At 76.5% G+C, this 13,296-nt stretch carries 10 protein-coding genes and 1 pseudogene; 10 read left to right on the top strand and 1 reads right to left on the bottom strand.

From position 1 onward, the window contains the following. The first annotated feature begins 3 nt into the window (after nucleotides 1–3). The 7 genes and pseudogenes from AB0L34_RS10895 (at nucleotide 4) to AB0L34_RS10865 (ending at nucleotide 7,999) form a co-directional block, all read left to right on the top strand. On the top strand, nucleotides 4–468 hold the full coding sequence (locus AB0L34_RS10895; RefSeq protein WP_363703843.1) for a BlaI/MecI/CopY family transcriptional regulator: 465 nt from the start codon (nucleotides 4–6) through the stop codon (nucleotides 466–468). A 10-nt stretch (nucleotides 469–478) separates the two neighbouring features. Continuing rightward, nucleotides 479–1,381: a M56 family metallopeptidase gene (locus tag AB0L34_RS10890; protein WP_363703841.1), complete on the top strand. Its 903-nt coding sequence runs from the start codon at nucleotides 479–481 to the stop codon at nucleotides 1,379–1,381. A 136-nt stretch (nucleotides 1,382–1,517) separates the two neighbouring features. Then, a complete protein-coding gene (locus AB0L34_RS10885; protein ID WP_363703839.1) occupies nucleotides 1,518–2,768 on the top strand; it encodes a cytochrome ubiquinol oxidase subunit I in 1,251 nt (416 codons plus the stop codon). 9 nt (nucleotides 2,769–2,777) lie between these two features. Then, on the top strand, nucleotides 2,778–3,785 hold the full coding sequence (gene cydB / locus AB0L34_RS10880; protein WP_363703837.1) for a cytochrome d ubiquinol oxidase subunit II: 1,008 nt from the start codon (nucleotides 2,778–2,780) through the stop codon (nucleotides 3,783–3,785). Next, entirely contained in the window at nucleotides 3,782–5,461 is a 1,680-nt protein-coding gene (gene cydD, locus AB0L34_RS10875; protein WP_363703835.1) for a thiol reductant ABC exporter subunit CydD, read from the top strand. The genes cydB and cydD overlap by 4 nt, the downstream gene beginning before the upstream one ends. A gap of 47 nt (nucleotides 5,462–5,508) precedes the next feature. Beyond that, nucleotides 5,509–7,239, top strand: a pseudogene (cydC, locus tag AB0L34_RS10870) (thiol reductant ABC exporter subunit CydC); the annotation flags it as partial. Nucleotides 7,240–7,330: 91 nt separating this feature from the next. After that, nucleotides 7,331–7,999, top strand: coding sequence for a permease prefix domain 1-containing protein (locus AB0L34_RS10865; protein WP_363703833.1), 669 nt, complete (start codon nucleotides 7,331–7,333; stop codon nucleotides 7,997–7,999). Between the two features lie 121 nt (nucleotides 8,000–8,120). Here AB0L34_RS10865 and AB0L34_RS10860 read toward each other — a convergent pair whose 3' ends face one another. Further along, nucleotides 8,121–8,462 (bottom strand): helix-turn-helix transcriptional regulator, encoded by a 342-nt coding sequence (locus tag AB0L34_RS10860; RefSeq protein WP_350703543.1) that lies wholly within the window; start codon nucleotides 8,460–8,462, stop codon nucleotides 8,121–8,123. 117 nt (nucleotides 8,463–8,579) lie between these two features. On the opposite strand from AB0L34_RS10860, the gene AB0L34_RS10855 reads away from it, so the two are divergent. From AB0L34_RS10855 to AB0L34_RS10845, 3 genes are all read left to right on the top strand, one after another. Continuing rightward, nucleotides 8,580–9,518: a DNA primase gene (locus tag AB0L34_RS10855; RefSeq protein WP_363703831.1), complete on the top strand. Its 939-nt coding sequence runs from the start codon at nucleotides 8,580–8,582 to the stop codon at nucleotides 9,516–9,518. A gap of 40 nt (nucleotides 9,519–9,558) precedes the next feature. Then, a complete protein-coding gene (locus AB0L34_RS10850; RefSeq protein ID WP_363703829.1) occupies nucleotides 9,559–11,904 on the top strand; it encodes a transposase in 2,346 nt (781 codons plus the stop codon). Between the two features lie 129 nt (nucleotides 11,905–12,033). Continuing rightward, the gene (locus AB0L34_RS10845) at nucleotides 12,034–13,257 is read left to right on the top strand and encodes an ABC transporter substrate-binding protein (protein ID WP_363703827.1); all 1,224 of its coding nucleotides are present in this window, start codon (nucleotides 12,034–12,036) and stop codon (nucleotides 13,255–13,257) included. The last annotated feature ends 39 nt before the right edge of the window (nucleotides 13,258–13,296 follow it).

Below are 13,296 nucleotides of genomic sequence, written 5' to 3'. Positions count from 1 at the left end.
GGCGTGACTCGGCTTGGTGATCTCGAACGTGCGGTGATGGACGTGCTGTGGGACTCGGTCCCCGCCACGTCGGACGGGATCACCGTGCGCGAGGTGGCCGACGCGCTGGACGGCCGCGAGCTGGCGTATACCACGGTGATGACCGTGCTGGACCGGCTGGCCGGCAAGGGCATGGTGCAGCGCGAGCGGGAGGGGCGGGCCTGGCGCTACCGGGCCGCCGCCAGCCGCGAGGCGCACATCGCCCAGCTCATGCTCGACGCCCTCGACCTCGGCGGCAGCCGGGACGCCGCGCTGGTGCGCTTCGCCCACTCGGTCACCGGCACCGAGGCCGAGGTGCTGCGCGCCGCGCTGGCCGCCGAGGCCGCCGGCGGCATGCCGGCTGCTCCGGGTGAGCTGACCGACCGGGTCGAGGCGCCGACCGACCGGGTCGTCCGCCCGCCCGTCGCCGACGAGGTCGCGGACCGGTAGGGCGACGGCCGTGGCGTACGCTCTGCACTTCGCCGCGTCGATGCTGGCCTGTCTGCTGACCGCGCAGGTGCTGGCCCGCTCCACCTGGCCGTGGCGCAGCCCCCGGGTCGCGATCCTCTGCTGGCAGGCGATCGGGCTGGCGCTCGGCCTCTCCGAGGTGGGCCTGCCGATCGCGGTGGGTCTGGCTCCGTACGAGCGGCCGACCGGGAGCGCGCTGCTGGCCCTGGGCGGCGATCTGGTGCACGGCACCCTGCCGCCCGGGCTCGGGCCCGTCCAGCTGAGCCTGGTCGCCTCCGGCTTCGGCATCGGCGCCGTGCTGCTGACCGCGACCGTACGCACCCTGCTCCACACGCTGCGCGCCCAGCGCCGGCACCGGGACCTGCTCGCCCTGGTCGCCCGGAACGATCCGGCGGCGCCCGGCGCGCTCGTGCTCGACCACCCGAGCGCGGCGGCGTACTGCCTGCCGGGGGTGAAACCGCAGGTGGTGGTCAGCGCCGGGACGCTCAGCCTGCTGGACCGCGCCGAGCTGGCGGCGGTGCTCAGCCACGAGCGGGCCCACGCCCAGGAACGGCACGACCTGGTGCTGCTCCCGTTCACCGCGCTCTGCCGGGCACTGCCCCGGTTCGGTTGGGTGCGCGGGATCCACGAGCGGGTCGCGTTGCTGGTCGAGATGCGCGCCGACGACAAGGCCCGGGAGGCGCACCCCGAGGCGCTGGGCCGCGCGCTGCGCCGGTTCGCCGCAGCCGGGAGTCGGATCACTCCGGCCGGTGCCCTCGGTCTCGGCGACCGGGACCTGGACGTCCGGGTACAGCGCCTGCTGATCGCCGACCGGCCGCCCCGGGTGCTCGGCGCCGTCGCCCTGTCGCTGGCCACCACGCTGGCCGTCCTGCCGATCTCGCTCTTCCTCAACTGACCCGGGGCGTCCGACGCGCCCCCAAACTACTACGCATTGTCGTACTCTTTTCTACGACAATGCGTAGTAGTCATGTGTAGGCAACCTACGTGTAGGCTCACTACGACAAGTGAGCCGACAGTACGGAGAGCCGGCCATGGACACGCTGCTCCTCGCCCGCCTGCAGTTCGCCACCACCACCTCGATCCACTTCCTGTTCGTGGTGGTCACCCTCGGCCTGGTCACCCTGCTCGTGGGGTTGCAGACCACCGCCGTACTGACCGGCAAGCCGGTCTACGAACGGCTGACCCGCTTCTGGGGCCAGCTCTACGTGATCAACTACGTGCTCGGTATCGCCACCGGCATCGTGATGGAGTTCCAGTTCGGGCTGAACTGGAGCGGCCTGTCGCGCTACGTCGGCAACGTCTTCGGGGCGCCGCTGGCCATCGAGACGCTGGTCGCGTTCTTCCTGGAGTCGACGTTCCTCGGCATGTGGATCTTCGGCTGGCACCGGCTACGTCGGGGCGTCCACCTCGCCCTGCTCTGGGGAGTCGCGCTCACCGCGTACGCCTCGGCGTTCTGGATCATGGTGGCCAACTCCTGGCTCCAGAACCCGGTCGGCTACGAGGTGCGCGACGGCGTCGCCCACCTCACCGACTTCACCGCGCTGCTGACCAACCCCAGCCTCGGCATGGCCTTCGCCCACGTGGTCTCCGCCGCGCTGCTGGTCGGCGGGATGCTGATGGCCGCGGTCAGCGCCTGGCACCTGATCCGGCGCACCCCGGACTACGTGCTGTTCCGCACCTCGCTGCGGATCGGCCTGGTCACCGCGGCGCTGTCGATCAGCATGGTGCAGAGCTTCGGCTTCGCCCAGTTCGGCCCGGTCGGGCAGGTGCAGCCCACCAAGTTCGGCGGGGGCCCCGCGGCGGACGCGCTGGTCGCCGACTGGACCGCGCGGTTCGGCCCCGGCGACTACAGCCCGCCCGTGCTGGCCAGCGTCGGCCTCGGCTTCATGATCCTGATCGGCTTCGGTCTCGGCCTGCTCTGGCTGCTGCTCCCCCTGCTCTGGCGGGACTGGGCCGTGCGGCTGCGCTTCCCGCTCTGGATCATCCTGCTCGCCCTGCCGCTGCCGTTCGTCGCGGTGATCCTCGGCTGGATCGCCCGCGAGGTCGGCCGCCAGCCCTGGGTCGCGTACGGGCTGCTGCCGGTGGACCGGGCGGTGTCGCCGGTCGACCCGTGGCTGATGCTCGCCTCGCTGATCGGATTCAGCCTGCTGCTCGGCACCCTCGCCGTCACCAACTGGGTCCTGCTGGCCCGGCACGCCGCCCGGGGCGCGCACGACCCCGCCCTGGGCCGCCCGCCGCAGCAGCCGCCGGCCGACCCCCGCCCCGAGCCCGCCTTCGCCTGAGGAGACGACGTGGAACTCGCCTGGTACGCCCTGCTCGGCCTCTTCTTCGCCACCTACCTGGTGCTCGGCGGCTACGACTACGGCGTCGGCCTGCTGCTCGCCCGGGGCGCCGACCCGGCCCGCCGCCGCGCCGCCCTGAACGCCGTCGGCCCGTTCTTCCTCGGCAACGAGGTCTGGCTGGTGGCCGCCGTCGGCATCCTGTTCGGCGCCTTCCCCGTGCTGGAGGGGGAACTGCTCTCCGGCTTCTACCCGGCCGTGGTCGGCGCGCTGGTCGGGGTGATCCTGGTTACGGTCGGCGTGCAACTGCGCAGCCGCCCGACCGGCCCACGGGCCCGCGCCGGCTGGGACCGGATCGTGGTCGTCGGCAGCCTGCTCGCCGCGCTCGGCTGGGGCGCCCTGCTGGCCGGGATGCTCCAGGGCGTGCCGCTGCACGCCGACGGGCACGTCGCCGGCGTGACCCACCTGTTCACCCCGTTCGTGGCCGCCACCGGCCTCGCCGTCGTCGCGCTGGTCGCCCTGCACGGTGCGACCTTCCTCACCCTCCGGCTGCCGGACGCCGAGGCCGCGCCGGTCGGGCGGCTGGCCCGCCGGCTCGTCCCGGTGGCGCTCGTCGCCGTCGGCGCGGCCAGCGCGCTCGGCCTGCTCTCCGCCGACGTACGCGCCGCCGCGCGGCAGCCCGCGGTGGGCGTACTGCTGCCGTTGCTGCTGGTGGCGGCGGTGCTGGCGGCCCGGGTGGCGCTCGGCCGGCGGCGGCCCGGGCTCGCCTTCGCCGCCACCGGGGCGGCCCTGGCGCTGCCGGTGGCGCTGGTCGGCGCGACCCTCTGGCCCTACGCGCTGGTCTCCACGGTCGACCCCGGCGCGTCCCTGACGGTGGCCGACGCGGCGGCGAGCGCGCCCACGCTGCGGCTGCTGGGCTGGCTGACGGTGCCGCTCCTGCCGGCCCTATTAGGCTTTCAGGCGATGTGCTGGTGGGTTTTCCGGGGACGGACCGACGGCAGGGCACCGGTGTACTGGTGAACCGCCGCCCGTTCGACCCGCGTCTGCTGCGCCGGGTCCCCGCGGCCCGGCGCGACCTCGCCGTGCTCGCGGTGCTCGGCGTGCTGGCCGCGGGGCTGGTCGTCGCGCAGGCCACCGCGCTGGCCGCGCTGCTGGCGACCGGGTTCGACGGGCGGCTGGACCGGCCCGTCCTGGCCGGCTTCGTCGCCGCGGTGGCCGCCCGCTCGCTGCTGGTCTGGGCGCAGGGCACGGTGTCGGCGCGGGTCGCGGCGACGGTCAAGGCGGCGCTGCGCGAGGAGCTGCTGGGGGCGGTCGGGCGGCAGGGCCCCGGCTGGGTCGCCGGCCAGCGCGCCGGGCAGCTCGCCACGCTGGCCGGGCGCGGGCTGGACGCGCTGGACGCCTACTTCACCGGCTACCTGCCGCAGCTCGTGCTGAGCGTCACCGTGCCGGTCGCCGTGCTGGTGCGGGTCTTCGTCGCCGACTGGAGCTCGGCGCTGATCATCGCGGCCACCCTGCCGCTGATCCCGATCTTCGGCGCGCTGCTCGGCTGGCAGGCGCAGGCCGCCACCCAGCGGCAGTGGCGGCGGCTCTCCCTGCTCGGCGGGCACTTCCTCGACATGGTCGCCGGGCTGCCCACGCTGCGCGCGTTCGGCCGGGCCCGGGCGCAGACCGACGCCGTCCGCCGGATGGCCGACGGGCACCGGGTGGCGACCATGAAGACGCTGCGGATCGCGTTCCTCTCCGCCCTGGTGCTGGAACTGGTCGCCACCCTCTCGGTGGCGCTGGTCGCCGTGCCGGTGGGCGTGCGGCTGCTCGGCGGCGGCCTGACCCTCCAGACCGCGCTGCTGGTGCTGCTGCTCACGCCGGAGGCGTACCTGCCGCTGCGGGCGGCCGGCAGCCGGTTCCACGCCAGCATGGAGGGCCTGACCGCGCTGGACGAGGCACTCACCCTCTCGGCCGCCGCCCCCGCGCCGGTCGCGCACGGCGGGGGCGCGGCGACGCCCGACGGCCGGGGCGAGATCCGGTTCGAGTCGGTGACCGTCGCGTACGAGCGGACCACCGCGCTGCGCGACGTCACGCTGACCATCCGGCCGGGCGAACGCGTCGCGGTCGTCGGCCCGAGCGGCGCCGGCAAGAGCACGCTGCTCGGCCTGTTGCTCGGCTTCGTGGCCCCGACCGCCGGCCGGGTCACCGTCGGCGGGGTGGACCTGGCCGGCACGGACCTGGACGCCTGGCGCCGCCAGGTCGCCTGGGTGCCGCAGCGGGCCCACCTCTTCGCCGCCTCGCTGGCCGACAACATCCGGCTCGGCGCCCCCGACACCCCGGACGCGGCCCTCGCCACCGCCGTCCGCGACGCCGCCCTGGACGACGTGGTCGCCGGTCTGCCCGACGGGCTCGCCACCGTGCTCGGCGAGCGCGGGCACGGCCTGTCCAGCGGGCAGCGGCAGCGGGTCGCGCTGGCCCGCGCGTTCCTGCGGGACGCCCCGGTGGTGCTGCTCGACGAGCCGACCGCCCGGCTGGACACCGCGAGCGAGGCCGTCGTCCTCGACGCCACCCGCCGGCTGGTGGCCGGGCGGACGGCCCTGCTGGTGGCGCACCGTCCGGCGCTGCTCGCCGACGCGGACCGGATCCTGCGGATCGAGGACGGCCGGGTCACGGAGCTGACGCCGGCGGCGGCCGGGGAGGCGACCCGATGACCGACGAGCGGATGCCGCCCGGCGGCTCCGCCGGGACCCGCGTCCGCTCCCCCGAGCGGACCGTGCTGCGACTGGCCCGGCCGTACCTGAACCGGCTGCTCGGCGCGGGGCTGCTCGCCGCCGCCACCGAGTTCGCCGGCCTCGCCCTGATGGCCACCGCGACCTGGCTCCTGATGAGCGCCGCCGGCCGGCCCCCGCTGGACCGCCTCACCGTGGCGATCGTCGCGGTCCGGGCGCTGGCGGTCGGCCGGGGGGTGCTCCGCTACACCGAGCGGCTCGCCGGGCACGACGCCGTGCTGCGGCTGATCACCGACGTCCGCGCCCGGGTATTCGCCAGCCTCGCCGCCCGGCCGACGCTCCGGCAGCGCTCGGGCGACGCCCTGAGCCGGCTCGTCTCGGACGTGGAGGCGGTTCAGGACCTGCTGCTGCGGGTGCTGGTGCCGGCCTCGGCGGCGGCCCTGGTCAGCCTGGTCGCGGTCGGCGGGGCGGCGCTGGTCTCGCCGGCCGCCGCCGGGGCGCTCGCCGTCGGGCTGCTGGTCGCCGGGGTCGCGCTGCCCGCCCTGGCCACCGCGCTGACCCGGCGCGCCGCCGCCGAACTGGCGCCGCTGCGCGGCGCGCTCGCCACCGACGCGGTCGACCTCACGCACGGCGCCGCCGACCTGGCCGCGTTCGGCGCCACCGGGCACGCGCTGGACGCGGCCGGGAAACGCGCGCGGCGCCTGGCCCGGCTGGAGCGGCGGCTCGCCGCCACCGGGTTCGCCGTCGACGCGGCCGGGGTGCTGGTGGCCGGGCTGACCGCCGGCGCGGTGGTACTCGCCGCCCTGGCGGCGGACGTGGACGGGGTGCTGGTCGGCGTACTGGCGGTCGGCACGCTCGCCGCCGTCGAGATCGCGCTGGCGCTGGTCGGGGCCGCCCGGCAGTGGACCCAGCTCCGCACCGGCCTGACCCGGGTGGCCGCCCTGCTGGAGAGGGCGGACGAGGCGCCCGCGTCCGACGGGGCGCCGGTCGGCCCCGGGCCGTACGACGTGCGGTTCGAGGAGCTGACCGTCCGCTACCGGGAGGGCGCCGCGCCCGCCCTGGACGGGCTCGACCTGGAGCTGCCGCCCGGCCGCCGGGTGGCCGTGGTCGGGCCGAGCGGCGCCGGCAAGAGCACCCTCGCCGCCGTCCTCACCGGCTCCGTACGCCCCGAGCGCGGGCGGGTCACCCTGGACGGGCGGGACCTGTCGACGTACCGGGCCGGGGAGCTGCCCCGCGCGGTCGGCGGGCTGCTCGCCGAAGCGTACGTCTTCCACGCCACCGTGCGGGAGAACCTGCTGCTCGGGCGGCCCGACGCCGACGAGGACGAACTGGCGGCGGCGACCGCGGCGGCCGGGCTGCTGGACTGGGTGCGCGCGCAGCCGGACGGCTGGGACACCGTGGTCGGCGAGGAGGGCGGTCAGCTCTCCGGCGGCCAACGACAGCGGCTCGCGCTGGCCCGGGCGCTGCTCGCCGCGCCGGGCGTACTGGTGCTCGACGAGCCGACCGAGGGGCTCGACCCCGCCGCCGCCGACGCGGTGCTCGCCTCCGCGCTGGCGGCCACCCCGGCCGGGCACTCCGTGCTGCTGATCAGCCACCGGCTCAGCGGGCTGGCCGACCTCGACGAGATCGTGGTGCTGGACGCCGGCCGGGTGGCCCAGCGCGGCCGGCACGCCGACCTCGTCGCGGCCCCCGGCTGGTACCGGGACCAGTGGCTGCTCCAGGAGGCCGCCGAACGCGGGTACCTGGCGCTGCGCCCCTGAGCCCGGCCCGCTCCTCCCCGGCCCCCACCTCCGGGTCGGGCCAGGGTTGCCCCGGACGCCGCCCGGCGGCCATCCGTGGCAGGGTGGTGCCATGCGGTGCGACGACGCGACCATGGTGGAGGAGCGGCTGCGGGAGTTGGACGCGCGCCTGCGTGGGCCGCGCCGGCTGAAGTCCGGCCTGCTGACCGAGGCGCGGCACGGCCTGCTGGACGCCGTCGACGCGTACCGGGAGGACGGGCTGCCGGCGGCGGAGGCCCAGCGCCGGGCGGTGGCCGAGTTCGGCTCCGCGGCGCTGCTGGCCCCGGCCTACCAGGCCGAGCTGGCGGTGGGCGCGCTGCGCGGGCTGTCGCTGCGGGTGCTCGGGCTGGCCGCACTCGCGTTCGTCGCCGGCGACCTCACCTGGCGGGGGGCGAGCTGGAGCGACGGGCCCCGCCCGCCGGCCGGCTACCAGCTCCTGTCGGCCTCGGTGAACTGGATCTGGGCCGCCGCGTTCGTGCTGGCGGCGGTCGGGCTGCTGCTGGCCGGGGCCGGCCGGTGGGCGCTGCGCGGCAACGGCGCGATCGGCCGGGCGGTGGGCGCGGCGCTGACCGGGCTCCTCGCCCTCGGCGTGCTGGCCGGCGCGGCCCTCTTCGCGTGGTCGATCGGGCTGTGGGAGGACGCGCTCACCTGGCCGCCGATGCTCGTCGGGGCCGTGGCGGCCGCCGCCGGCTACGTGTGGCTCGGCCGGGCCGCCCGCACCTGGCTGCTCGCCGCCCGCTGACCCCGCGGGCCGACCGCCCCGCCGAGGCGCCCGCCGAGCAGCTTGTCGCCGCCGGCGGTGACCAGGGCCGCCCCGGCCCGCGATCGCGGTACCGGACGTCGGCGGGCCGGGCCGGGCGTCGTCAGGCCGGCGCGGTGGGTGGGGCGTCGGTGTCGAGGAACCGGCCGACGGTGCTGCTGAACTCGCGCCACCCGGACCGCTCCCCGGCCAGCGCCCGCCGCCCCGCGTCGGTGAGCTGGTAGGTCCGCCGCTCGCGCCCGTTGACGGTGCTCCAGGTGCTGGCCACGTGGCCGGCCCGCTCCAGCCGGCGCAGCGCCGGGTAGATGGTGCCGGTGGGCAGGTCGAGCTGGCCGTCACTGCGGTTCCGCAGCGCCTCGATGATCGCGTAGCCGTGCATCGAGCCCTGCTCCAGCACGGCGAGCAGCAGCGCGTCGAGGTGTCCGTGCAGCGCCTGGGCCTTCATGCGTAGAGAGGCTACTTGTTGGCGGGCCGCTCCGCCACCGGGGTGCGGCCACGGTCACCCGGAGTCGCCCACTAGGGTATGTGCCCAGAGTCACTCGTCGGCGGCGCACGCCGGCGGGTGGGCAACCCGAAGCACACGGAGGTCAGCGTGGCCCGCCAGTCGCCCCAACGGCCCGACGCCGACGAGCCCGAGCTCGACGACGTGGACGACACGGCCGAGTCCGACACCGCAACCGTCTCGGCCGAGGCCGCCCGCGCCCTCTGGGACGAGCTGCGGATCGACCCGGTGGAGATCGCGCTGCCCGCCGGCACCGGCTACACGCTCCGGGCGTACCGGCCGGCGCGGGAGCTGACCCCCACCGACGTCGCCGAGCGCGACCAGGACGACCCGTTCCTGGCCCGCCGCCAGGTCGTCGAGGAGGACGAGGACGACGAGACGGTCGTCATCCTCGACGAGGAGGTCGCCCAGGAGTTCGCCGAGAGCGACGAGGAGGACGGCAAGACCCGCCGCGACACGGCCGACGACGAGGACGCCGAGGCGGCCGCCGAGGCCGAGGACGAGGCGGGCGACGAGGAGGTCCCGGTCTTCCTCAGCCACCGCGGCAAGCTGCTGCTGTTCAAGACGCCCGAGTCGCTGGTCAGCTTCATCCGTTCCGGCGCGCCCAACGACCTGTCCCAACTGGACAGTTGGAGCGAGCTGTCCGAACGGGTGGAGCCGGCCGACATCGCGCCGCTGGACGAGGACATCTACGAGCTCGACCTGGTGGTGGAGAACCTCCGCGGCGGGCACGACACCTGGGACCCGACGCTGCTCATCGAGGCCGGCGAGGTGGCCCGTGACCTGGCGTACGCGCTGCGCCTGCCCGCGGTGCTGGACATGCTCTCCGCCGGTTCCAGCCTGGACGACCTGGACGAGGCGCTGCGCGCCACGGTCGACGGCGGCGTCGGTGGGTTCTTCGGCCGGCGGCGGCTGAAGAAAATCGGGGCACAAACCGCAAGTCTGGGTTGGCGCACCATTGTCGGCAAGATCTCTGCGGTCGTGGACTGGCGCGACTGACCCTTTACGGGGAGCATCAGTCTCTGGCAGAGAAAGCCTTGTGTCCCGGGAGGAGGACGACGCCGTGGCGCTCGTGCGCGTGTACTGCGGTCTGGCCTCGGCGGATCCGGCCGACCGACCGGCTTCGGCCGGTTCGGCGCTGACGTCCGCTGTGGTCGACGACGCAGGCCGTCTGCTGCATGTCTGCGAGATCGGCGACGACCCGGCTGGCTACGCCCAGCTGGTCGCGCTGCTCGTGGAGCGGTCGGGCGGGCCGAGCGGTGCGGCGATCGCCGCCGACAGCGACGACCACACGGTCACCTCGCTGCTCAGCGCCGCGGGTCGTCCCCTGGCGATCGCCGACGACGACTCCGTCGACGACTTCGCCGAGCGGTTCGCCGACGACGACTCCCTGGAGGAGATGCAGTCGCCCCCGGCCGAGCGGCGCGCCGTCGGCCTGGCCCGCGCCCTGCAGGCCGGCGCGCTCTCCGCCGTCACCCTCCCGACCCCCCGGGACCTCGCCGGATACAAGCAGGTGCTCGCCGCGCACGCCGCGCTGGCCAGCGGGCGGCACTCCGCCGCCGTCGCGCTGCGCGAGGTGCTCCGCGAGCTCTACCCGGCCGCGTTACGCGCGTACCCGGACCCGGCCGAGCCGGTCTCGCTGGCCGTCCTGGACGCGCTGCCCGAGCCGGGCATGCTCAGCGGCCGCGAGGTTCCGGTCGCTGCCGACGCGGTCGCGGCGCAGCTCGCGGCCGACGGGGTCGCGGGCGCCGAGGAGCTCACCGACGCCGTGACGGCCCTGCGGGTCGCCATCAGCGAGACGCCCCGGCGCGCCACGGTCAACCGCGTCCTCACCTCCGCCGTGGCGGAGACCGTGCGGCAGGCCGTCGCCTCCGTCCGGGCGTGCGACGCCGGCTGCGAGGCACTGGTCGGCGCGCTCAACGCCCGCACGGGCACGCCCGCCGCGGCGGCCCCCGGACGTCGGGCCGCGGCCCGACGCGGCGAGCCGGTCGGCGACCTTCCCGGCCTCGCCCCCACCGGAGCGGGCCTGCGTCCCGTCCGGGTGACGGAGCCCGAGCCGGCCCCGTCCGGCGGTCGCCGGAGCCGGCCGGAACCCGTTTCCGGCGCGACGCCGCCCCCGGCGCCGCGGCCACTCGGCCCGCCGCCGGTCGCGCCGGCGCCCGTCGCGCCGCCACCGGTCGCCCCGGCGCCGGTGACCCCGGCCGCGGTGGCCGGTCCGCCCGTCTCCGCGCCGCCCGCACGGCCGGCCTCGGCGCCGAGCCGGATCGACGGCCCGACCAACCGCCCGGTCTCCGCGCCGCCGCCCCCGCCGCCCGGCATCACCCCGATCGCCCCGGCACAGCGCGGCACCGTGCCCCCGGCCGAGGCCGGGGAGCCGTTCCGGCCCACGCTGACCACCGCGGCGATCCAGAACGCCCGCGCCGAGCGGCAGCGCACAGTGATCCCGCCCCGGCCCAAGACCACCGGCGAGCCCCCCGCACCCACGGGCGGCTTCAGCGCCACCGACCACAGCGTGCCCGTGCCCACACCGCGGCCCGACCAGGAGTCCGCTCCCCCCGGGTCCCGGGCCAACTGGCCACTGGTCAACAACCCGGAGGACCCGTCCGACAGCCCGGCCAAGAACCCGGTCGCCGGCTCCTACCGCGACCGGGGCGGGAGCGGCATCGACGCGCCGACCGACCCGGGCGCCGAGCGTCGGGTCACCCCGCCCTGGCTCGCCGACGACCTGCCCCAGGAACCGCCGATGCTGCGCCTGGTCGAGCCGCCGCCGCTGGCCGACCGCGCGCTGCGCGGCGGGCCGGGCCAGGCCGCGGAGCCGGAGACGCCGCCGCTGCGGCTGGTCGACCGCGAGGAGCCCGGACGCAACGCTCGACCGGCCCCCCGCGCCGAACGCCCGGTGGCCGAGCATCGACCGGCGCCGCCCGTGGAGCGGCGGCCCCCGCCGGTCTCCGACGAGGGCGACGGCGACCTGCTGATCTTCGCCCAGGCGAAGTCCGCCTGGTTCGTCGGGCACGCCGAGGAGTCCGACCTGGACTGGTCCACCACGGCCGACACCGGCTGGCAGGCCGCCGAGCAGGCCGCCCGCCCGGCGGTCGGCGCGGAGACCGCGGCCGGCCTGCCCAGGCGGGTCCCGCAGGCCAACCTCGTCCCCGGGTCCCCGCTGCGGGACGAGCGTCCGCTGCGGATCGTCCGGGACGCGGCGAGCCTCGCCGAGAACACCACCGGCTACTTCCGCGGCTGGCGCCGCGGGCAGGAGATCGGCGGGTTCGCAGTCGGCGGCCGACCTGGCCGGGAGGCCGCCGGGGGCTGGGACTTCAGCCGCGACACCGGCGACCGCGACGACGACCGGGAATACGAGTACCGCTCCGCCGGCTACCGCTCCTGAGTGGACAAACCGCCTTCCACCTGCGTGTTCCTGCCCACACCCGGATAATTTGACGCCGGGTCGCGGCGGCCGGGAGCATACCCGGCGGAACAGCCGGCGGCAGGGGTCGCCGGGGTGGGAAGGCGACTCGTGGCGACATCGGCAACCAACCCCTCCGTGCTCACCCGTCGCGGCCTGCTGGCCGCGGCGGCGGGCAGCCTGCTGCTCAGCGCCTGCGGTCGCGGCGATGCTGGCGAGGGTGATCCCGTCAGGACGGCCGCGCCGGGCGGTCACGAGCTGCTGATCGGGGCCAGCCTGGAGCTGACCGGGCCCGGTGCGGCACTCGGCGTACTCCAGCAGCGGGCGCTGGACATCACCGCCGAGGCGCTCAACGACAAGGGCGTGCCGGTCGGCAACCTGCGCCGCACCGTACGGCTGGAGGTGCGGGACAACGCCGGCGATCCCCGGCTGGCGGCCCGGCAGGCCACCGAGCTGGCCCGCGACACCGGCGTGCACGCCCTGCTCGGCGGCACCATGGCCGAGACCTCGATCGCCCTCGCCGAGGTGGCGCAGCAGCAGCGGGTGCCGTTCCTCTCGCTCGGCTTCGGCGACGGCATCGTGCTGCCGCTGCCGCAGCGGACGTACGTCTACAAGCTCACCCCGGACGCCGGTGACATGGCCCGGCGGCTGGCCCGGCTGGTCGCCTCGCAGCGGCTGCGCCGGGTGGCGGTGCTGGCCGCGCACGGGCTGCACGGCGACTCCGGCGTACGGGCCATGACGGGGGCCCTGCGGACGGCCGGGATGGAGCCGGCGGCCAGCGTCCGGCTGCCCCGCACCGGCGAGGACTTCCGTCGCGCCGCCCGCTCGACGACCGCCGCCCGCCCGGACGGCGTGGTGGTCTGGGCGACCGCCCCGGACTCCGCCGCCGCCGTCGGGGCGCTGCGCCGGGCCGGTTACGACGGGCCGGTGTTCCTCGACGCGGGCGCGGTCGCCGAGGAGACCCTGGAGGGCACCAACGCCTCCCTGATGGAGGGTGCGTACGCGGTCCACCCGGTCTCGCTGGGCGGCGCCATGCTCGCCAACACCACCATGTCGGCGCTGCAGCGCAAGGACTTCGTCTACCGCTACGTGCAGCTGCACGGCGGGTTCAGCGGCTTCGCCCCGTACGCGTCCGACGCCGTGCAGCTGATCGCCGACGCGGCCCGGCTCTCCACCAGCGTCGACCGTGGACGGCTGCGGGCGTTCCTGCAGAACCAGGTCACCGAGGGGATGGTGGGGATGTACTCCTTCACCCCCATCCGGCACGGTGGCATGGACCAGGGGTCGCTGGGCCTCTACACCGTCAGCTCGGGCGCCTGGACCCGGGTGTCCTGACGCCCACCCGCGCCGGCCCGACCGGGACGCGGGCAGCGA

It is taken from the genome of Micromonospora sp. NPDC052213, assembly GCF_040679695.1.
In the GTDB taxonomy this organism is placed as follows: Bacteria; Actinomycetota; Actinomycetes; order Mycobacteriales; family Micromonosporaceae; genus Micromonospora.
Note: the sequence above shows the minus strand (reverse complement) of the source record. Positions and strands in the feature narration are given on the sequence as shown.